Source organism: Xanthomonas sp. D-36-1 (assembly GCF_017746155.1).
In the GTDB taxonomy this organism is placed as follows: domain Bacteria; phylum Pseudomonadota; class Gammaproteobacteria; order Xanthomonadales; family Xanthomonadaceae; genus Xanthomonas; species Xanthomonas cissicola.
In genome coordinates, this window is sequence record NZ_JAGHWR010000076.1 from 19,210 (window position 1) to 39,174 (window position 19,965).

19 protein-coding genes and 2 tRNA genes are annotated in these 19,965 nt (G+C 62.7%); 1 reads left to right on the top strand and 20 read right to left on the bottom strand.

The window, feature by feature from the left end; genetic code table 11:
- Positions 1-77: 77 nt before the first annotated feature.
- From nusA to tpiA, 20 genes are all read right to left on the bottom strand, one after another.
- The gene (gene nusA, locus J7367_RS18570; protein ID WP_057661707.1) at positions 78-1,589 is read right to left on the bottom strand and encodes a transcription termination factor NusA; all 1,512 of its coding nucleotides are present in this window, start codon (positions 1,587-1,589) and stop codon (positions 78-80) included.
- A 4-nt stretch (positions 1,590-1,593) separates the two neighbouring features.
- Entirely contained in the window at positions 1,594-2,184 is a 591-nt protein-coding gene (rimP, locus tag J7367_RS18575) for a ribosome maturation factor RimP (protein WP_007963101.1), read from the bottom strand.
- A gap of 196 nt (positions 2,185-2,380) precedes the next feature.
- Positions 2,381-2,457 (bottom strand) — tRNA-Met (locus J7367_RS18580).
- A gap of 198 nt (positions 2,458-2,655) precedes the next feature.
- Positions 2,656-4,116 (bottom strand): NADH-quinone oxidoreductase subunit NuoN, encoded by a 1,461-nt coding sequence (nuoN, locus tag J7367_RS18585; RefSeq protein ID WP_007963102.1) that lies wholly within the window; start codon positions 4,114-4,116, stop codon positions 2,656-2,658.
- 36 nt (positions 4,117-4,152) lie between these two features.
- Positions 4,153-5,655 (bottom strand): NADH-quinone oxidoreductase subunit M, encoded by a 1,503-nt coding sequence (locus tag J7367_RS18590; protein ID WP_057661706.1) that lies wholly within the window; start codon positions 5,653-5,655, stop codon positions 4,153-4,155.
- Positions 5,656-5,675: 20 nt separating this feature from the next.
- Positions 5,676-7,835 carry an NADH-quinone oxidoreductase subunit L gene (gene nuoL, locus J7367_RS18595; RefSeq protein WP_057661703.1) on the bottom strand — a complete coding sequence of 720 codons (2,160 nt, stop codon included), beginning with the start codon at positions 7,833-7,835 and terminating at the stop codon, positions 5,676-5,678.
- Between the two features lie 7 nt (positions 7,836-7,842).
- On the bottom strand, positions 7,843-8,148 hold the full coding sequence (gene nuoK, locus J7367_RS18600; protein WP_005914274.1) for an NADH-quinone oxidoreductase subunit NuoK: 306 nt from the start codon (positions 8,146-8,148) through the stop codon (positions 7,843-7,845).
- Positions 8,145-8,807 carry an NADH-quinone oxidoreductase subunit J gene (locus J7367_RS18605; protein ID WP_016849582.1) on the bottom strand — a complete coding sequence of 221 codons (663 nt, stop codon included), beginning with the start codon at positions 8,805-8,807 and terminating at the stop codon, positions 8,145-8,147. Before J7367_RS18605 ends, nuoK begins: the two co-directional genes overlap by 4 nt.
- Before the next feature lie 4 nt (positions 8,808-8,811).
- Positions 8,812-9,300: an NADH-quinone oxidoreductase subunit NuoI gene (gene nuoI / locus J7367_RS18610; RefSeq protein ID WP_003485557.1), complete on the bottom strand. Its 489-nt coding sequence runs from the start codon at positions 9,298-9,300 to the stop codon at positions 8,812-8,814.
- 3 nt (positions 9,301-9,303) lie between these two features.
- Positions 9,304-10,395 carry an NADH-quinone oxidoreductase subunit NuoH gene (nuoH, locus tag J7367_RS18615; protein ID WP_057661702.1) on the bottom strand — a complete coding sequence of 364 codons (1,092 nt, stop codon included), beginning with the start codon at positions 10,393-10,395 and terminating at the stop codon, positions 9,304-9,306.
- Positions 10,392-12,626 carry an NADH-quinone oxidoreductase subunit NuoG gene (gene nuoG / locus J7367_RS18620; protein ID WP_057661701.1) on the bottom strand — a complete coding sequence of 745 codons (2,235 nt, stop codon included), beginning with the start codon at positions 12,624-12,626 and terminating at the stop codon, positions 10,392-10,394. Before nuoG ends, nuoH begins: the two co-directional genes overlap by 4 nt.
- Entirely contained in the window at positions 12,623-13,957 is a 1,335-nt protein-coding gene (nuoF, locus tag J7367_RS18625) for an NADH-quinone oxidoreductase subunit NuoF (RefSeq protein ID WP_057661700.1), read from the bottom strand. The genes nuoG and nuoF overlap by 4 nt, the downstream gene beginning before the upstream one ends.
- A gap of 3 nt (positions 13,958-13,960) precedes the next feature.
- Positions 13,961-14,488: an NADH-quinone oxidoreductase subunit NuoE gene (gene nuoE / locus J7367_RS18630; RefSeq protein ID WP_007963122.1), complete on the bottom strand. Its 528-nt coding sequence runs from the start codon at positions 14,486-14,488 to the stop codon at positions 13,961-13,963.
- Positions 14,485-15,792 (bottom strand): NADH-quinone oxidoreductase subunit D, encoded by a 1,308-nt coding sequence (locus tag J7367_RS18635; protein ID WP_057661699.1) that lies wholly within the window; start codon positions 15,790-15,792, stop codon positions 14,485-14,487. Before J7367_RS18635 ends, nuoE begins: the two co-directional genes overlap by 4 nt.
- Positions 15,789-16,541: an NADH-quinone oxidoreductase subunit C gene (locus tag J7367_RS18640; protein WP_007963134.1), complete on the bottom strand. Its 753-nt coding sequence runs from the start codon at positions 16,539-16,541 to the stop codon at positions 15,789-15,791. Before J7367_RS18640 ends, J7367_RS18635 begins: the two co-directional genes overlap by 4 nt.
- 36 nt (positions 16,542-16,577) lie before the next feature.
- Positions 16,578-17,132 carry an NADH-quinone oxidoreductase subunit B gene (locus tag J7367_RS18645; RefSeq protein ID WP_005914280.1) on the bottom strand — a complete coding sequence of 185 codons (555 nt, stop codon included), beginning with the start codon at positions 17,130-17,132 and terminating at the stop codon, positions 16,578-16,580.
- Positions 17,123-17,479, bottom strand: a complete 357-nt coding sequence (locus tag J7367_RS18650) for an NADH-quinone oxidoreductase subunit A (protein WP_003485539.1) — start codon at positions 17,477-17,479, stop codon at positions 17,123-17,125. The genes J7367_RS18645 and J7367_RS18650 overlap by 10 nt, the downstream gene beginning before the upstream one ends.
- A gap of 102 nt (positions 17,480-17,581) precedes the next feature.
- Positions 17,582-17,666: transfer RNA gene (locus tag J7367_RS18655), tRNA-Leu, on the bottom strand.
- 49 nt (positions 17,667-17,715) lie between these two features.
- Positions 17,716-18,189 carry a preprotein translocase subunit SecG gene (gene secG / locus J7367_RS18660; protein ID WP_005914281.1) on the bottom strand — a complete coding sequence of 158 codons (474 nt, stop codon included), beginning with the start codon at positions 18,187-18,189 and terminating at the stop codon, positions 17,716-17,718.
- A gap of 33 nt (positions 18,190-18,222) precedes the next feature.
- Positions 18,223-18,978: a triose-phosphate isomerase gene (tpiA, locus tag J7367_RS18665; RefSeq protein WP_007963143.1), complete on the bottom strand. Its 756-nt coding sequence runs from the start codon at positions 18,976-18,978 to the stop codon at positions 18,223-18,225.
- A 112-nt stretch (positions 18,979-19,090) separates the two neighbouring features.
- On the opposite strand from tpiA, the gene J7367_RS18670 reads away from it, so the two are divergent.
- Positions 19,091-19,891, top strand: a complete 801-nt coding sequence (locus tag J7367_RS18670; protein WP_007963144.1) for an SDR family NAD(P)-dependent oxidoreductase — start codon at positions 19,091-19,093, stop codon at positions 19,889-19,891.
- The last annotated feature ends 74 nt before the right edge of the window (positions 19,892-19,965 follow it).

Below are 19,965 nucleotides of genomic sequence, written 5' to 3' on the forward strand. Positions count from 1 at the left end.
TTGGCGCCCCCTCGCCCAGAGCAAGGGATACGCTGATTCTAAGCCCTGATGGGGTCAGGGCGCGGTTCATTGCCGGCTCATTCGCCGCGCTCCAAACGGGCGATCTCCTCGGCGCGGGCCGCCAGGATCAGCGCCGCAGCGCGCTCCTGGGTCATGCCCTCGATGCCGAAGTCGACGATCTCGTCCGCTGCCAGGTCGGACAAGTCCTCGCTGGTGCGCACGCCGTGCTCGGCCAGCGCAAAGGCCGTGTCCTCGTCCATCCCCTCCAGCGCCAGCAGGTCCTCGGTGGGCTGAGTTCCTTCCAGGCCCTCCTCCTCGGCCAGCGCGGCGTTCAGCAGCGCATCGCGGGCACGGGCACGCAGCTCTTCAACGATGTCTTCGTCGAAGCCCTCCACCGCCAGCAACTCGCCGACCGGCACGTAGGCGATTTCTTCGACCGTGTTGAAACCTTCGGAGACCAGGATCGCGGAGATTTCCTCGTCCACTTCCAGGCGGTCCATGAACAGCTGGCGTGCCGCGGCCTGCTCGGCCTCGGACTTGGCGGCCACCTGGTCGGCGGTCATCACGTTGAGCTGCCAACCGGTCAGGCGGCTGGCCAGACGCACGTTCTGGCCGCCCTTGCCGATCGCCTGCGCCAGGCGGTCTTCCGCCACGGCCAGATCCATCGAGTGCTTGTCTTCATCGACGATGATCGACTGCACTTCGGCAGGCGCCATTGCGTTGATGACGAAGTTGGCCGGGTTCTCGTTCCACAACACGATGTCCACGCGCTCGCCATTGAGTTCGTTGGACACCGCCTGCACGCGCGAACCGCGCATGCCGATGCATGCGCCGATGGGGTCGGTGCGGGCGTCGTGCGCGATCACGGCGATCTTGGCGCGGTCGCCCGGATCGCGTGCGCAAGCCTTGATCTCGACCAGGCCCTGACCGACTTCCGGCACTTCCAGCTTGAACAGTTCGATCATGAATTCCGGTGCGGCACGGCTGATGAACAGCTGCGGGCCACGCGGCTCGGAGCGCACTTCGGCCAGATAACCGCGCACGCGGTCGCCAGGACGCAGCACGTCGCGCGGAATGCCCTTGTCCTTCGGAATGAAGGCTTCGGCGTTGCCGCCAAGATCGACAAAAATATTGCCGCGTTCTGCGCGCTTGACCACGCCGGTGATCAACTCACCCACACGATCCTTCCACGCATCCACCACCTGCTGACGCTCGGCCTCGCGCACACGCTGCACGATCACCTGCTTGGCGGCCTGCGCGGCGATACGGCCGAAGTCGGGATTCTCGATCTGTTCTTCGATGTAATCGCCCACTTCCACGCCATCGGCTTCGTCGATGGCATCCATCAGACGCACCTGGCGGTCGGGGGATTCCATCACCACGTCATCGGCAACCACTTCCCAGCGACGGTAGGTTTCGTAAGTACCGTCCTTGTGATCGATGGTCACGCGGGCCAGCACGTCCTGGTCGGGATAGCGCTTCTTCGCTGCGGACGCCAGCGCGGCCTCGATCGCTTCGAAGATCACCTCGCGCGGCACGCCCTTCTCGTTGGCGACCGCATCCACTACCAGCAAAAGTTCCTTGCTCATTTCGTCACTCCGCGCGCGGCTTGCCAGCCGCCGACTCGTTGGATGGTTTCTTCTTTTCGTGCCCGGTTTTTTTCGGGCCGGGCTTGTTCGGTTTCTGCGGTGCCAGACCCAGCGCAACCCAATCCGGCACGATGCGCGCCTTGTCGATATTGTCGTAGCCGATCTGCACGTCCTTGCCATCGACGGCGAACACCACCGCATCTGCCTCGGCATCGATGCGCAGGATCTCGCCCTGGAAGCGGCGCCGACCATCCTGCGCCAGCTTCAAGACGATCTTTGCCGACTCACCGGTGTGGCGCGCGAACTGTTCCAGCGTGAACAGCGGACGATCCACACCCGGCGATGACACTTCCAGCGTGTAGTTGCCGCTGATCGGGTCTTCGACGTCGAGCTGGGCGGAGACTTCACGGCTCACGCGCTCGCAATCGTCGACATTGATGACACGCTCGGGCTGTTCGGCCAGCGGCACATCGATATACAGGCGCAAAGTGGCGCCGCCTGGAGCGGGAAGATATTCCACGCCCAGCAGTTCCAAGCCCAGGGACTCAACCGTTGGACTCAGCAGATTCGCGATTTCGGTCGCTTTTTCGCTCACAGACTGCCCTGATCAGATGATTGCCAGTAGAACCCCGGCAACCGGCAGCAAACTTTCCGGTTCCGGAAAAAACAAGGGGCCCGATGGGCCCCTTGCGTGAAAAAAGCCCGACCTCTCAGGGTCGGCGTAAAGACGGGAACATGCGTCCTTACGATCCAAGAGCTGAATCACTGCGATGAAGCAACAATTCGAAACTTGGTAGCGGGGGCAGGATTTGAACCTGCGACCTTCGGGTTATGAGCCCGACGAGCTGCCAGACTGCTCCACCCCGCAGCAGAAGCGGAATTATGAAGAACTTGAGCGGCAATTGCAAGCCCTAGTTTTTCATCTGTCGAACAGCGTGGCGGCTGTTCAACGTCGCGGCGAATAATACCCGCAATGCAACAAAAACGAAACAGTAAACACGGTTTATTTCAGTGCGATGCCAACTACACGATGTGGCACTGCGAGACCCAGCGTCGCGTAGAGGTCTTATGCGAGGCCGGCGAACGCGCGCTGGCACCACACCATGATCGGACTCCAGGCCAGGCCAAGTGCAAGCAGGGCCAGCGCATTGACGCCGAGCACGGTACCCAGCACACGATCGTTATTGGCCGGCAACGGCTCGCCTACCGGCTCGTCGAAGTACATGACCTTGATGACGCGCAGGTAGTAGTACGCACCGATCACGGCACAGATCACGCCGACCAACGCCAGCCACAGCATGTCGCCCTTCACTGCCGCGCCCAGCACCGCCAGCTTGGTCCAGAAACCGAGGAACGGCGGGATACCTGCCAAAGACGCCATGATGCATAGCACCAGGCCAGCCATCCAGGGATTGCGCGCGTTGAGTCCCTTGAAGTCGTCGATGTTTTCCGCCTCGAACCCATTGCGCGACAGCGCGATGATGGCGCCGAACGACGCAGTGGACATGATCGTGTAGCTGACCGCGTAGAACATCGCAGCCGCGTAGCCTTCTTCCCCGCCGCCTGCCACGCCCATCAGCAGGAAGCCGATATGCGAGACCGTCGAGTATGCGAGCATGCGCTTGAGGTTGCTCTGCGCAATGGCCATCAGGTTACCGACCACCAGCGACACCGCCGACAAGCCGCCGATCAGCAGATGCCACTGCGGCGACAACGGACCCATCCCGACTTCCAGCAGGCGATAGGCCATACCGAACGCTGCAAGCTTGGGCGCCGAGCTGATGAACAACGCGATCGGCGCAGGCGCACCCTGATACACGTCGGGCAGCCACATGTGGAAGGGCGCAGCACCCAGCTTGAAGGCGACGCCGGCGATCATGAAGATGGTGCCGGTCAGCAGCAACGTGCGCTCGTTGGAGCCTTCGATCGCATCATGGATGCCGGCCAGGCTGAGCGTACCGGTGGCGCCGTAGACCAGCGACATGCCGTACAGCAGCAGACCCGACGCGAGCGAGCCCAGGACGAAATACTTCATCGCCGCTTCGGTGGCCAAGCCATTGTCGCGATTGGAGGCGACCAGTGCGTAGGAGCACAGCGCCAGCAGCTCCAGGCCCAGATACACCATCAGCAGGCTACCGGCCGATGCCAGCAACATCATGCCGGCAGTGGCGAACAGCACCAATACCGGAATTTCGCCCTGGTAAAGATTGCGCTCGCGCAGGTAGGTCCAGCCATAGACCAGGCTCAACCCGCTGACCAGCACGATCACGGTCTTCATCACATCGGCCGCCGTGTCGCGCACGAACATGCCGTTGAAGATATCGCCCTGCCCGCCCGTGCCGGTCGCAAGCAACACGAGCACCACGGCAAGCACGGCAACGGAGAACAGGTGGGTCCAGACCTTGTTCCGCTGGCTCACGAACAGGTCGAGCATCAGCAGTGCGAAGGCGCCGCCGATCAGCACCAGCTCCGGTAAGAGCGGAGCCAGGTCAGCGGTGGTCAACGGCGCAAGCGTTGGCGTGGTCATCATTAAATCCTGGAAATCAAAACGTACGGCAAGCGGTCAGAGCTTGGTCGCGGCAATCTGGGTTGCCAGCTTGGCGATCGAGGGTTCCATCAGATCGGTCAGCGGCTTCGGGTACAGGCCCAGGGCGAGCACGCCGGCGGCGAACACTCCCAGCACGAACGCTTCGCGGCCATTGATGTCCTTCAGTTCGGCCACGTGTGCATTGGCCACTTCGCCGAAGAACACGCGCTTGTAGAGCCACAGTGTGTACGCAGCGGTGATCACCAGCGTGGTGGCCGCAGCGAAGGCCACCAGCGGGTGCTTCTGGAAGCTGGCCAGGATGACCATGAACTCGCCGACAAAACCACTCGTTCCAGGCAAGCCGGCATTGGCCATGAAGAACAACATGGAGAAGGTGGCGAACCACGGCATCACGTTGACCACGCCGCCGTAATCGGCGATGCGACGGGTATGCATGCGGTCGTAGAGCACGCCGATGCATGAAAACATCGCACCGGACACGAAACCGTGCGAAATCATCTGCACCATCGCGCCTTGAAGGCCCAGACGGGCAGCATCGGTGCTGCCGTACTCGCGCACCAAAGTGAAGGCGATAAAGGTGCCGAGCGTGACGAAACCCATGTGCGCGATGGACGAATACGCCACCAGCTTCTTCATGTCGTCCTGCACCAACGCCACCAGGCCGACATAGATCACCGCAATCAGCGACAGCGTGATGACCAGCCAGGCGAACTCATGACTCGCATCCGGCACGATCGGCAGGTTGAAGCGCAGGAAGCCGTAGCCGCCGATCTTCAACGCAATCGCCGCCAGGATCACCGAACCGGCCGTCGGCGCCTCGACGTGCGCGTCCGGCAACCAGGTGTGCACCGGGAACATCGGCACCTTGACCGCAAAGGCGATCAGGAACGCGAAGAAGATCCAGGTCTGTTCCTTGGTGGTCAGCTGCAGCGCGTAGAGATCGGCGAGCTGGAAGCTGCCGCCCTTCAGATACAGGTACACCAGGCCCACCAGCATCAGCACCGAGCCAAGGAAGGTGTACAGTAAGAACTTCATCGCCGCGTAGATGCGCCGCGGGCCGCCCCAGACACCGATGATCAGGAACATCGGGATCAGCATGGCTTCGAAGAACACGTAGAACAACATCGCGTCGGTGGCGGCGAAGATGCCGACGGTGACGCCTTCCAGGATCAGGAAGGCAGCGACGTACTGATTGACGCGCTTGTCGATCGAGCGCCAGGCACCGATCAGGGCCAGCACCGTCACCAGCGTGGTCAGCACGATCAACGCGACCGCGATGCCATCCACGCCCAGGTTGTAGCCGATGTTGTAGGCCGGGATCCAGGCGTGCAGTTCGATGAACTGCATGGCGTCATTGGCCGTGTCGTAGCCCAGCAGCGGCAGACTCAGCGCAAAGGTCGCCACCGCTACCGCCAGGGACGCCCAGCGGGCAGTCTCGGCGTTGCGCAACGCAAGGATCAGGGCGCCACCGATAATCGGCAGCCAGATCAAGATAGACAGTAAAGGCCAGTTCGACACGTTTTCTTATTCCGTACAGGTCAACGCCAGAAATGCATCAGTACCGCCAACAAGGCGATCAAACCGATGATCATTGCGAAGGCGTAGTGATAGAGGAAACCGGATTGCGTGCGACGCAGCAGATTTGCAGCCAGGTCGATCAGTCGGGCAGAACCGTTGACGACAGCGCCGTCGACCACATGGGTATCGACTGCACGTGACGCCTTGCCAAGCACAACGCCACCACCGGCGAAGCCATTGATCCAGAGCTTGTCGAAGCCGTACTTGTTTTCCAGCAACCACACGATCGGCGCGAATGTCTTGCGCGACTTGGTGGCCAGTTCCGGCTTCCACAGGTAGAACAGCGCTGCCAGCAACAGCCCGGCAACCGTCAGGAAGAACGGAGCGGCCAGCATGCCATGCAGCGCGAATGCGACCGGACCATGGAACTCTTCGGCCAACGCACCAACGGTATCGCGTGCCGGATCGTAGAAATCGACGATGCCAGTAAAGAACGAAACTGCCTGGCCCTGCATGGCGTGCGCTGCATGGTGGCCCTGCCAGTCGGTCCCGAACAACATCGGACCGATCGTGAAGAAGCCGATCGCGATCGAAGGGATTGCTAACAAGACCAGCGGCAGCGTTACCACCCACTTGGACTCATGCGGCTCGTGCGCACCATGGTGACCGTGTCCGTGATCGTCGTGACCATGCGTGTCGTGGCCATGCGCATCGTGCGAGTGGACCTGCGCTTCGGCATCGGTATGCGCGCTGTCGTGATGCGAATGCGCGTCGTGCGCATGGGCGTCGCGGAAGCGCTCCTTGCCGTGGAAGGTCAGGAACAGCAGACGGAAACTGTAGAAACTGGTCACCAGTACGCCGCCGAGCACTGCCCAGTAGCCATAGGTTGCGACCCAGCTATGCGACTCATGCGCATGATGCGCGGCCGCTTCGATGATGGTGTCCTTCGAGTAGAAGCCAGAGAAGAACGGCGTACCGACCAATGCCAACGTACCGATCACGCTGGTCCAGTAGGTCACCTTCATGTACTTGCGCAGACCACCCATCTTGCGCATGTCCTGCTCGTGGTGCATGCCGATGATCACCGAGCCGGCAGCCAGGAACAGCAGCGCCTTGAAGAAGGCGTGGGTCATCAGGTGGAACACGGCTGCCGAATACGCCGACACGCCCAAGGCCACGGTCATGTAACCCAGCTGCGACAGCGTGGAGTACGCAACCACGCGCTTGATGTCGTTCTGCACGATACCGATCAGCCCGGTGAAAAACGCCGTGGTCGCACCGATGAACAGGATGAAGTTCAGCGCGGTCTCCGACAGCTCGAACAGCGGCGACATGCGCGCCACCATGAAGATGCCGGCGGTGACCATCGTTGCGGCATGGATCAGCGCCGAGATCGGTGTGGGGCCTTCCATCGAGTCCGGCAGCCACACGTGCAACGGCACCTGGGCCGACTTGCCCATCGCACCGATGAACAGGCAGATGCAGATCAGCGTCATCACGCTCCATTCGTGGCCCGCGAACAGCTGCACCTTGGCACCGGCCATGGTGGTCGCATTGGCGAACACGGTGGAGTAATCCAGCGAGCCGAACCACAACAACACACCGGCGATACCGAGGATGAAGCCGAAGTCGCCGACGCGGTTGACCAGGAACGCCTTCATGTTGGCGAACACGGCCGTGGGACGCTTGAACCAGAAACCGATCAGCAGGTACGACACCAGACCCACCGCTTCCCAGCCGAAGAACAGCTGCAGGAAGTTGTTGCTCATCACCAGCGTGACCATGGAGAAGGTGAACAACGAGATGTAGCTGAAGAAGCGCTGGTAGCCCGGATCTTCTTCCATGTAGCCGATGGTGTAGATGTGCACCAGCAGCGACACGAAGGTCACCACCACCATCATCATTGCGGTCAGGCGGTCGACCATGAAGCCGACATGCGCAGAGTAATTGCCGACATCAAAGAACGTGTAGAGGTTCTGGTTGAACGGGCTGGCGCCCTGTTCCACCAGCTGATACAGCGTCACGCACGACAATACGCAGCTGACCGCAACACCGAGGATGGTGACGTACTGCGCGCCCTTGCGTCCGACCTGGCGCCCGAACAGGCCGGCAATGATGCTGCCGACCAGCGGTGCAAGCACCACTGCGATCAACAGACTCTTTGAGAGAGTGATTTCCATCTACAGGTCAGCCCTTCAACGTATCGACTTCGGCCACATTGATCGTGCGGCGCGTGCGGAACAGAGTCACCAGGATCGCAAGGCCGATTGCAGCCTCCGCAGCGGCAACCGTCAGAATGAAGAACACGAACAACTGACCAGCGGTATCGCCAAGCTCGCGCGAGAACGCGATGAAGTTGACGTTGACCGACAGCAGCATCAACTCGATCGACATCAGCAACACGATGACGTTCTTGCGGTTGAGGAAGATGCCGGCCAGCGAGATGCAGAACAGCACCGCGCCCAGTCCAAGCAGGTGGCCCAAGGTAATCAAGACTTCGCCTCCTGTCCGTCGGCCGCGTCGATCTGCGGCGCAACCTGTACCGGCTTTTCAACCGCCATTTTGACCATGCGCAGACGGTCGCCCGCTTTCACTCGCGACTGCTCGCCGGCATTCTGCAACTTGATGCCAGTGCGCTTGCGCAGCGTCAGCATCACTGCAGCCACCACCGCCACCGTCAGGATCACCGCCGCAAATTCGAACGGCAGCAGAAATTCGGTGTACAGGCTCTTGGCCAACCAGGTCAGGTTGGAACTGTCTGCCGCTTGCGCAGCTGCGTTGTCTGCCGGGAACGGCGTTGCGCTACGCGCCTTGACACCGATCAGCGTGACCATCTGCGCGAGCATGGCAACCGCCACGATGACGCCGAGCGGCATGTACTTGACCCAACCCTCGCGCAGGCGGCTGGTGTCGATGTCCAGCATCATCACCACGAACAGGAACAGCACCATCACCGCGCCGACGTAGACCAGCACCAGGGTCACGCCGAGGAATTCGGCCCCGACCAGCAACCAGATGCATGCCATCGAGAAGAACGTGAGGATCAGGCACAACACGGCGTACACCGGGTTGCGCACGCTGATCACCGCACCGGCGGACACGACCGCGACGGCGGAGAAGGCGTAGAAAGCAATAGAGACCCAGTCCATCATGACCTCAACGGAAGGCGGCATCGGCAGCGCGACGCTCGGCGATCTCGGTCTCTAACCGGTCTCCGATCGCCAGCAGCTGCGGCTTGTTGACAATGTTTTCGCCACGCTTCTCGAAGTGGTACTCGAGGATGTGCGTTTCGACGATCGAGTCCACCGGGCAGCTTTCCTCGCAGAAGCCGCAGAAGATGCACTTGAACAGGTCGATGTCGTAGCGCGTGGTGCGGCGGGTGCCGTCTTCGCGCTTGGCCGAGTCGATGGTGATCGCCAGCGCCGGGCACACCGCTTCGCACAGCTTGCAAGCGATGCAACGCTCTTCGCCGTTGGGATAACGGCGCAGCGCGTGCAGGCCACGAAAGCGCGGCGACTGCGGGAATTTCTCCATCGGATACAGCACGGTGTACTTGGGCTTGAACGTGTATTTCAACGTCAGCCACAAGCCGCCGAGCAATTCGAGCAGCAGCAGGCTCTTGAAGTAATGGGTGATCTTGTTCATCGATTACACGCCCTTCTGGATCACGCCGTAAAACACCATCAACGCCGTCACTGCGATCCACACGATCGTGAGCGGAATGAAGACCTTCCAGCCCAGACGCATGATCTGGTCGTAGCGGTAACGCGGGAAGCTGGCGCGGAACCAGATGTAGGCGCTGGCGAAGAAGAACACCTTCATCAGCAGCCACGGCCAGCCGCCCTTCCACAACCAGTCGATCCACGGCGAAATGTCCGCATTGACCCAGCCCTGGATCGGGCTCAACCAACCGCCGAGGAAGAAGATCGAGATCAGGAAGCTGACCAGGATCATGTTGGCGTATTCGGCCAGGAAGAACAGTGCGAACGCACCGCCTGAATATTCCACCATGTGACCGGCGACGATTTCCGATTCGCCTTCCACCACGTCGAACGGCGCGCGGTTGGTTTCGGCGACGCCAGAAACCCAGTACACGATGAACAACGGGAACAGCGGAATCAGGAACCAGTCGAAGAAGCCCGAGTTGCCGGCCTGCGCGAACACGATCTGGCTCAGGTTGACGCTGCCGGAGGCAATCATCACACCGACCAGCGCAAAGCCCATCGCAATTTCGTAGCTGACCACCTGCGCGGCCGAACGCATCGCGCCCAGGAAGGCGTACTTCGAGTTCGACGCCCAGCCGGCCAGGATGATGCCGTACACGCCCAGCGAGGTCATCGCCAGCAGATACAGCAGGCCGACGTTGGCATTGGACAACACGAGCTTTGCATCGAACGGCACCACCGACCACGCGGCGAAGGCCGGCGCCAGTGTCAGCAGCGGTGCGATGACGAACATCGCCTTGTGCGAGCTGGCCGGTTGCACGATCTCCTTGAACAGGAGTTTGAACACGTCGGCGAAGGCCTGGAAGATGCCCATACCCACGTACATGGGCCCGTAGCGCACGTGCATCCAGCCGATCAGCTTGCGCTCCCAGACCACGTAGAAGGCCACTGCCACGATCACCGGCACGGCGATCAGCAGGATCTTCAATACCGACCAGAGCACTACGCCGCCATCGCCCAGCCCCAGGAACCACTGGTGCAACGGGTCGACCAGGTTCAACAGCAATTCGTTCATGCAGCCACCACCGTTACACGACCGGCACCGAGCGGCGCGGTTGCACCATGGCCGGATTCGATCCACACCGTGCCCGGTGCGACGCGCTTGTCCAGCACCACCGGCAACGTTGCCTTACCGGCATCGGTACCGACCTTGACCATCTGACCAGCCTGGACCCGCAACTGCGTCGCCTGCTCCGGATGCATCGCCACGCACGGCGCGATGTTGAGCGGATGCGACTGCAGCGCGGCAGCCCGACGCACCACCGCATCGGTGCGGTAGATCGCAGCGGTGGCGGCAACTTCCAGCCCTTCGCTGGCGGCCGCTGGCTGCGCCGACGTCGTCGGCGTCACGCTGCGGTTCTGCATGCCGGCGCGCAGACCGATCAGGTCGATGAACTCGAAACCGGCCAGACCCAGTTCACCGCCAAGTGCGCGCAATACGCGCCATCCCTCGCGCGCTTCCACCGGCAAGCGACCGGCAGCACGTGCAGTCTGCACGCGACCATCCAGATTGGTCAGCGATGCATCGATTTCCGGCAACGCACCGATCGGCAGAATTACATCGGCCACATCGCGCGTCGACGCACAGGCAAACTGACTGAAGGCAACCACCTTGGCACCTGCCAGCGCACTGCGGGCAGCGGCGGCGTCGGCAAAATCCAGGCCCGGCTCGATGCCATACAGCACGTAGGCCTGACGCGGCTGGGCCAGCATGCCGGCGACATCGCGCGCGGTAGGCAGCACGCCCTGCGAGACCAGACCGACGGCATTGGCGCCCTGCGGGATGCGGCACAGCGACGCGCCGGTTGCGGCAGCAAAATCGCGTGCGGCGGCGCGCAACGCTGCAGCCTGCGGATGACTTTCGGCAAGCGCGCCCACCACGATCACGGCGCGGCTTGCAGCCTTGACCGTATCGCGCAGCGCCGCATCGCTCAGTGCATCCGCCAACTGCGAGGGCGCCACCACGGTGCGGCTGGTCTGGGTGAAGGCGAAATCGAAGTCGACCGGGTTGACCGAATGAATCTGGGTGCGGTTCTGGATGTGCGCCTTGCGCAGGCGCGCATGCAGCAGCGGCAATTCATGACGCACGTTGGTGCCGAACAACACCACCACATCGGCCTGCTCGATCTCGGCCAGCGGCGTGGCGAAGGCTTCGGCCACCACAGCGTCGGAGAAATCACGGTTGAGCAGACGGTGGTCCAGATTGCCGCTGCCCAGACCCTCGGCCAGACGTGCGAGCAATGCGCCTTCTTCGTTGGACGTGGACGGATGCACGAGGACGCCGAGCGAATCGCCGGCGTTTTCGCGCAGGATCTGCGTGGCGGCGGCCAGACCTTCGGCCCAGCTCACTTCAGTCCACTGCCCGTTGACCTTCTTCAGCGGCTTGACCGCACGGTCTTCGGCATACAGGCCCTGATGCGAATAACGGTCGCGGTCGGACAGCCAGCATTCGTTGACCGCTTCGTTCTCGCGCGGCACGGTGCGCAGCACTTCGCCACGACGCACGTGCAGGAACAGGTTCGAGCCCATTGCATCGTGATAGCCCAGTGACTCGCGCGCCATCAATTCCCACGGACGTGCGCGGAACTGGAACACCTTGTTGGTCAGCGCGCCCACCGGGCAGACGTCGATGACGTTGCCGGAAATTTCGGTGGTCAGCGGCTTGCCGTCGTAGGTGCCGATCTGCAGATTCTCGCCGCGATACATGCCACCGAGCTCATAGGTGCCGGCGATGTCTGCGGTAAAGCGCACGCAACGGGTGCACTGGATGCAGCGAGTCATTTCGGTAGCGACCAGCGGACCGATGTCCTCGTCCGGCACCACGCGCTTGCGCTCGTTGAAACGGCTCACCGAACGACCGTAGCCAAGCGAGACGTCCTGCAACTCGCACTCGCCGCCCTGATCGCAGATCGGGCAATCCAGCGGATGGTTGATCAGCAGGAATTCCATCACGCTGCGCTGGTACTTCAGCGCCTTCTCGCTACGCGTGGTGACCTTCATGCCGTCCATCACCGGCGTGGCGCAGGCAGGCGACGGCTTGGGTGACTTTTCGACATCGACCAGGCACATGCGGCAGTTGGCCGCGATCGGCAGCTTCTCGTGATAGCAGAAGCGCGGGATCGGGATGCCGGCCTTGTCGGCCGCCTGGATGATCATCGAGCCCTTCGGCACCACCAGGGACTGTCCGTCGATCTCGACGGTGACATGGTCCGGTGGCACGTTCGGGTTCACTGGTTGGGCGCTCATGCAGCCACTCCGACTTGCGTATCGACGATCGAACGACCGTTGACGATGTAGTACTCGAACTCGTCCCAGAACTGGCGCAGGAAGCCTTGAATCGGCCATGCCGCCGCTTCGCCGAACGCACAGATGGTATGGCCTTCGATCTGGCCGGCGACGGTGCGCAGCTGATGCAGGTCTTCCATCGTGGCCTTGCCGGCGACGATGCGCTCCAGCACGCGGTGCATCCAGCCGGTGCCCTCGCGGCACGGGGTGCACTGGCCGCAGGATTCCTTGTGGAAGAACTGCGAGATGCGGCAGGCGAAGCGGACGCAGCAGACGCTGTCGTCCAGCACCACGATGGCGCCCGAACCCAGACCGCTGCCGAGCGCGCGCAAGGTGTCGTAGTCCATCTGCAGGCCCGCGACCTGATCGGCCTTCAGCACCGGCATCGACACGCCGCCGGGCACCACACCCTTGAGCTTGCGACCGGGGCGCAGCCCGCCGGCCATTGCCAGCAGTTCGTCGAAGGTGGTGCCGAGCGGCACCTCGAAATTACCGCCCTTCTGCACGCAACCGGACACCGAGAAGATCTTCGGGCCGCCGTTCTTGGTCTTGCTCAAACCGAGGAACCACTCCGGACCGTTGCGAATGATCGCCGGCACCGACGCGTAGGTCTCGGTGTTGTTGATGGTGGTCGGCTTGCCGTACAGGCCGAAATTCGCCGGGAACGGCGGCTTGTAGCGCGGCTGGCCTTTCTTGCCTTCCAGCGATTCCATCAATGCGGTTTCTTCGCCGCAGATGTAGGCGCCAGCACCCAGCGCACCGTAGATGTCGATATCCACGCCGCTGCCGAGAATGTTCTTGCCCAACCAGCCGTTGGCGTATGCGTCGGCCAGCGCCAGCTCGAAGTTTTCGAACGGCTCGTGGTGGAATTCGCCACGCAAGTAGTTGTAGCCCACCGTCGAACCGGTGGCGTAGCAGGCGATCGCCATACCCTCCACCACCGAATGCGGGTTGTAGCGCAGGATGTCGCGGTCCTTGCAGGTGCCCGGCTCGGATTCGTCCGAGTTGCACAGGATGTACTTCTGCATCGTGCCCTTGGGCATGAACGACCACTTCAACCCGGTCGGAAAGCCCGCGCCACCACGGCCGCGCAGGTTGGACGCCTTGACCATTTCGATGACATCGGCCGGCGGGATCTTCTCTTCGAGGATTTTGCGCAGCGCGGCGTAGCCACCGGTTTTCAGATAGCTCTCATACGACCACGGAGTGTCGTAGTGCAGGGTCGTGTAGACGACCTGATGCGGCTGCGGCGCCGGACCGACCGGGCCTGAGGGTGCGTGATGATGTGCCATGTCTTACTCCAGCCCGTCCAGCAGCGCGTCGACCTTTTCTTTCGTCAGGTGCTCGTGATAGTGGCCGTTGATGACCATCATCGGCGCTGCGGAGCAGGCAGCCAGGCACTCTTCTTCGCGCTTGAGGTAGACGCGGCCATCGGCCGTCGACTGACCCAGCTTGCAACCCAGCTTCTTTTCCGCATGGGCCAGCAGGTCTTCGGCGCCATTGAGCCAGCAGCTGATGTTGGTGCAGAACGCCACGTTATGGCGGCCGACGCGCTCGGTCTCGAACATCGAATAGAAGCTGGCGACCTCATAAGCCCATACCGGTGGCAGCTCCAGGTACTTGGCCACGCCCACGATCAATTCGTCGGTCAGCCAGCCCTGGTTCTGTTCCTGCGCAGCATGCAGACCCTGCAGCACCGCCGAACGCTTGCGGTCCGGCGGGAACTTGGTCAGCCAGTGATCGATGTGCGCGCGCGTCTTCTCGCTCAGCACCACCTGCGGATCGACGTCGCGCGCCGCTTCGAAATTACCCGTCGCCTTCATCGGTCAACCTCACCGAAAACCAAATCGTAAGTACCGATCATCGCCACGACGTCGGCCAGCAAATAGCCACGCACCACTGCGTCCATCGACGACAGATGCGCAAAACCCGGCGCGCGCAGATGCACGCGGAACGGCTTGTTGGCGCCGTCTGACATCAGGTAGCAACCGAACTCGCCCTTGGGCGCTTCGACCGCGCTGTAGGTTTCGCCGGCCGGCACGCAGTAGCCTTCACTGAACAGCTTGAAGTGATGGATCAACGCTTCCATGTCGTCCTTCATGCCTTCGCGGCTGGGCGGGGCGACCTTGAAATTGGTGACCATGACCGGGCCGGGGTTGGCCTTCAGCCACTTCACGCACTGCTTGATGATGCGGTTGGATTCGCGCATCTCGGCCACGCGCACCAGGTAGCGGTCATAGCAGTCGCCGTTGGTGCCCACCGGGATATCGAAATGCACCGCGTCGTACTTGGCGTAGGGCTGCTTCTTGCGCAGATCCCACTCGATACCCGAGCCACGCAGCATCGGACCGGTCATGCCCCAGGCGCGTGCCAGATCCGGGCTGATGATGCCGACGTCGACGGTACGCTGCTTCCAGATGCGGTTATCGGTCAGCAGGGTTTCGTATTCGTCCACGCGTGCCGGGAAGGTATTGGTGAACTCCTCAAGGAAGTCCAGCATGGTGCCTTCGCGACCGGCATTGCGCTTCTTCAGCGCCCCGCCCTTGTGCCAACGCGACTCCTTGTACTGCGGCATGCGATCGGGCAGATCGCGGTAGACGCCGCCGGGACGGTAGTAGGCAGCGTGCATGCGCGCGCCACTGACCGCCTCGTAGACGTCCATCAGTTCTTCGCGCTCGCGGAATGCATACAGCATCACCGCCATCGCACCCAGATCGAGCGCATTGGAACCGACCCACATCAAGTGGTTCTTGATGCGGGTGATCTCGTCGAACATGGTGCGGATGTACTGCGCACGCTCGGGCGCCTCGATCCCCATCAGGGATTCGATCGCGCGCACGTAAGCGTGCTCGTTGCACATCATCGAGACGTAATCCAGGCGATCCATGTATGGAACCGACTGGTTGAACGGCTTGGACTCGGCCAGCTTCTCGGTGCCACGGTGCAGCAGACCGATATGCGGATCGGCACGCACCACGGTCTCGCCGTCCATTTCCAGGATCAGGCGCAACACGCCGTGCGCCGCAGGATGCTGCGGGCCGAAGTTCATCGTGTAATTGCGGATTTCCTGCTTGCTTTCGACAGGATTGCTCGCGAAGGCATCGGTTGCCTGGCGGAACTCACTCACTTGGCAGTCTCCGACTTGCCCACTTCACCAGCGGCAGTCTCATAACGGGCATCGTCGCGAATGACGCGCGGCACGCCGACGCGCGGCTCGACCGAGGTCACCGGCTCGTACACCACGCGCTTGCGCTCGTCGTCGTAACGCACTTCGACGTTGCCGATCAGCGGGAAGTCCTTGCGGAACGGGTGGCCGACGAATCCGTAGTCGGTCAGGATGCGGCGCAGGTCCGGATGCCCATCGAACACGATGCCGAACAGGTCGAACGCCTCGCGCTCGAACCAGTTCACGCCCGGCCAGATATCGGTCACCGACGCCACCACCGGCACCTGCTCGTCCGGCGCGTAGCAACGCACGCGCAGACGCTGGTTGTGCTGGTAGGAAATCAGCTGCGCGACCACCGCAAAACGCCGCTTGGGCAGCTGCTGCGGCTGCGCGCCAGCGGAGCTTTCCTGGCTGGGGAATTCGCCCCAGGCGAAACGGCCGACCGCCTTGCCTTCGACGCCGCGACTGAAGCCCTGCGACGACACGTCGGCGGTATCCCACTCGTCGCTGCCATAGCCGAGGTAATCGACGCCGCACAGGTCGCTGAGCTGTTCGAAACCGAGCTCGTCACGCAGTGCAAGACAGGTGGCGTGCCAATCGGCGGCGGCCACTTCCAGCGTCACTTCGCCGCGCGGCAATGCCACGGCAATCTGCGCACCGGCGAAACGTGCCGCAAGTCGGTCAGTGAAGGAAGATGCTTGCTCTGCCATGGGGGCTTGGCTGCTCTCGGTAGAAGAAGACGGGTGTCAGCGCGCGATCGTCTGGGTACGCCAGATCTTCTTCTGCAGCTGCAAGATGCCGTAGACCAGCGCCTCGGCGGTCGGCGGGCAGCCCGGGACGTAGATGTCCACCGGCACGATGCGGTCGCAACCGCGCACCACCGAATACGAATAGTGATAGTAGCCGCCGCCGTTGGCGCAGCTGCCCATCGAGATGACCCACTTCGGATCCGGCATCTGGTCATAGACCTTACGCAGCGCCGGGGCCATCTTGTTGACCAGGGTGCCGGCCACGATCATCACGTCGGACTGGCGCGGCGACGGGCGGAACACCACACCGTAGCGGTCCAGATCCAGGCGCGAGGCGCCCGCATGCATCATCTCGACGGCGCAGCACGCCAAGCCGAAGGTCATCGGCCACATCGAGCCGGTGCGCGCCCAGTTCAGCAGCGCATCGACGCTGGTGGTCACGTAACCCTTTTCGAGCAACGGGTTTTCGCCTTCCGGGCGCAGGATGTCTTCCACCCGGCCTTCCGGCATCGGGTTGGTCATCAGACTATCCAGGGTCTGAATCACTCCCATTCCAGCGCTCCCTTCTTCCACACGTAGATAAAGCCGAGGAACAACATACCGACGAACAGCCCCATGGTGACCAGCGAACGTGCGCCGATCTCCATGAACACCTGTGTCCACGGCACGATGAAGATGATTTCCAGATCGAACACGATGAACTGGATCGCGATCAGGTAGTAGCGCACATCGAACTTCATGCGCGCGTCTTCGAAGGCTTCGAAGCCGCACTCGTAAGGCGAGAGCTTGCGCGGGTCCGGGCTACGCGGACCGAGGAATCGACCGACCAACATCAGCACGATGCCGATACCGGTGGCGACGATCAGAAACAGCAGACTCGGCAAATATTCGGCCAGCACAGCGATTCTCTCTTGCCTCTGCCCGCACGCGCCGCGTGCCGGCATGGGGTATAGGCAGACCCCGCGCGCGACAAGCGATGCGCAGGAACTGCAGCCAAACAATGGTGCCCAAGAGGGGACTCGAACCCCTACGACCTAAGTCGCTACCACCTCAAGGTAGTGCGTCTACCAATTCCGCCACCTGGGCATACGTTGCGCCGCTGGGCATCCCAGTGCGCAGCGTATTGTAACCGGCTTCAGCGTTTTTGTGCTGGTTCTGAAGCGTTTTCTTCGCTTGCTGCAGGCGCCGGCTGCGCCGGTGCGGACTGCGCAGGCGCGACTGGCGGAGCGGCGGCCGGAGCCGGCTGCGACGGGGCGGTCGGCACCGCACCTGCGGCCGGAGCCTGCGGCAACGGCTGGGTGAGCTCGCCGGCGGCGGCCGGAGCCGGAGTCGCCGACTGTGACATCACACCCAGGTTCTGATCCGTGGGACGTGCGCCGTGCGTGGCATACCACGCCATGAACAGGCTGATGCTGAAGAACACCACCGCCAGCCACTTGGTCGACTTGGACAGGAAGTTCGACGCACCCTGCGAACCGAACACGGTGCCCGACGCGCCGGCGCCGAATCCGGAACCGGCCGCTGCGCCTGCGCCACGCTGCATCAGGATCAGCGCAATCATCGCCAGGGCGACCAGCACGTAGACCACATTGAGGATCAACATCAGCATTTCGAAATCCGTCCCCGGACAAAACTTAATGGGTTAGCACGCGGCCGCCGCGCGTGCGATGGCCAGGAAATCTTCGGCGACCAGTGATGCGCCTCCGACCAGCCCGCCATCGACGTCAGGCTGTGCGAACAGCTCGCCGGCGTTGTCGGGCTTGACACTGCCCCCGTACAGGATGGGCAACGAATCGGCGATTCTAGCATCCGCCTTCGCGACTTCGCCACGCAAGAAAGCGTGCACCGCCTGGGCCTGCTCCGGGGTTGCGGTGCGGCCGGTGCCAATGGCCCAGATCGGTTCGTAGGCCAGCACCGCGCCCGCAAAACCGGCACTGCCCACCAGCGCCAGGACCGGGTCGAGCTGGGCACGTAGGATTGCCTCAGTCTGACCGGCTTCACGCTGTTCCAGCGATTCGCCCACGCACAGCACCGGAATCAGCCCGGCATGAAGGGCGGCGGCGAACTTGCGCGCTACCAGTTCGCTACTCTCCCGATGGTATTGGCGGCGCTCGGAGTGGCCGACCAGCCCGTAGCCAGCACCGACATCGACCAGCATCGAGGCCGAGACCTCGCCGGTGTAAGCGCCCTTCTCATTGCTGCTGACGTCCTGGGCTCCGAACGACAGGTGATGGGCCTCGAAATCCTCGATCAGGTCGCCGAGGTAAGGCAGTGGCGGCAGGATGACGACGTCGACACCCTCCAGGGGCATGTGCGCGGCCACCTTGGCCACCAGTTCGGTGGCGAAGGCGCGGCTGCCATGCAGCTTCCAATTTCCGGCAACGATCTTTCGACGCATCAGGCGCAGGTTCCTGAGTTGAAGACAGGCGACAGAATAGCCCAAGGCCTGTCGGCAACCGGCACACTTCTGTCCGCCAGATGTCCTCCCCCTCCCCTTACAGGAACCTGACATGTCCGTTTCGCCTGTCTTCGCCTTGATCACCGGCGCCTCCAGCGGCATCGGCCGCGAGATTGCGCGCGCATACGCCAGGCGCGGCATGCCATTGATCCTGACCGCACGACGGGTGGACCGGCTGCTGGCATTGGCCGAGGAATTGCGCAGCACGGTTCGGGTGGAAGTGCTGCCGGCCGATCTGGCCGACCCTGCCGCGGCCGAAGCGCTGGCAACGCAGATCCAGGGCAACGGCTGGACCGTGGGCACACTGGTCAACAACGCCGGTTACGGCGTGCCGGGCCGCTACCTGCACAACGACTGGGCCACGCATGCGCGCTTCCTGCAGGTGATGGTGGGCGCGGTGTGCGAGCTGACCTGGCGACTGCTGCCAATGATCCGTGCCAGCGGCCAGGGCCGCATTCTCAACGTGGCCTCGTTCGCCGCACTGACGCCCAGCGCCGATGGGCAGACCCTATATGCGGCCAGCAAGAGTTTCATGCTGCGCTTCAGCGAATCGCTGGCGCTGGAAAACGCCGATTGCGCGGTCAAGGTGTGCGCCCTGTGCCCGGGGTTTGCCTGGTCCGAATTCCACGACGTGACCGGCACCCGCGAGGCGATGTCTACCCTGCCCGCCTGGGCCTGGCTGCAGGCCGACGCAGTGGCCGAGCATGGAATCGCCGCACTGGAGCGCGGCCAGGTGCTGGCGGTGCCGGGCTGGCGCTATCGGCTGGTCAATGCAGCACTGCGGCTGTTGCCGCATGCGCTCGCCCTACGCCTGATGGCGCGCGGTTCGCATCGGGTGCGGCCGCTGGATTGAGTGCAGGAGCGATCGCCCGTGCTTGGCAGCGCTTCGTGCGTGGCTTCAACCTGGGCGACCGTAGGACTTGCGAT

Coding starts and splice junctions, on each gene's coding strand:
- nusA (WP_057661707.1), bottom strand. CDS start 1,589: ATGAGCAAGGAACTTTTGCTGGTAGTGGATGCGGTCGCCAACGAGAAG.
- nuoN (WP_007963102.1), bottom strand. CDS start 4,116: ATGACCACGCCAACGCTTGCGCCGTTGACCACCGCTGACCTGGCTCCG.
- nuoL (WP_057661703.1), bottom strand. CDS start 7,835: ATGGAAATCACTCTCTCAAAGAGTCTGTTGATCGCAGTGGTGCTTGCA.
- J7367_RS18605 (WP_016849582.1), bottom strand. CDS start 8,807: ATGATGGACTGGGTCTCTATTGCTTTCTACGCCTTCTCCGCCGTCGCG.
- nuoI (WP_003485557.1), bottom strand. CDS start 9,300: ATGAACAAGATCACCCATTACTTCAAGAGCCTGCTGCTGCTCGAATTG.
- nuoH (WP_057661702.1), bottom strand. CDS start 10,395: ATGAACGAATTGCTGTTGAACCTGGTCGACCCGTTGCACCAGTGGTTC.
- nuoG (WP_057661701.1), bottom strand. CDS start 12,626: ATGAGCGCCCAACCAGTGAACCCGAACGTGCCACCGGACCATGTCACC.
- nuoF (WP_057661700.1), bottom strand. CDS start 13,957: ATGGCACATCATCACGCACCCTCAGGCCCGGTCGGTCCGGCGCCGCAG.
- nuoE (WP_007963122.1), bottom strand. CDS start 14,488: ATGAAGGCGACGGGTAATTTCGAAGCGGCGCGCGACGTCGATCCGCAG.
- J7367_RS18640 (WP_007963134.1), bottom strand. CDS start 16,541: ATGGCAGAGCAAGCATCTTCCTTCACTGACCGACTTGCGGCACGTTTC.
- J7367_RS18645 (WP_005914280.1), bottom strand. CDS start 17,132: ATGGGAGTGATTCAGACCCTGGATAGTCTGATGACCAACCCGATGCCG.
- secG (WP_005914281.1), bottom strand. CDS start 18,189: ATGCTGATGTTGATCCTCAATGTGGTCTACGTGCTGGTCGCCCTGGCG.
- tpiA (WP_007963143.1), bottom strand. CDS start 18,978: ATGCGTCGAAAGATCGTTGCCGGAAATTGGAAGCTGCATGGCAGCCGC.
- J7367_RS18670 (WP_007963144.1), top strand. CDS start 19,091: ATGTCCGTTTCGCCTGTCTTCGCCTTGATCACCGGCGCCTCCAGCGGC.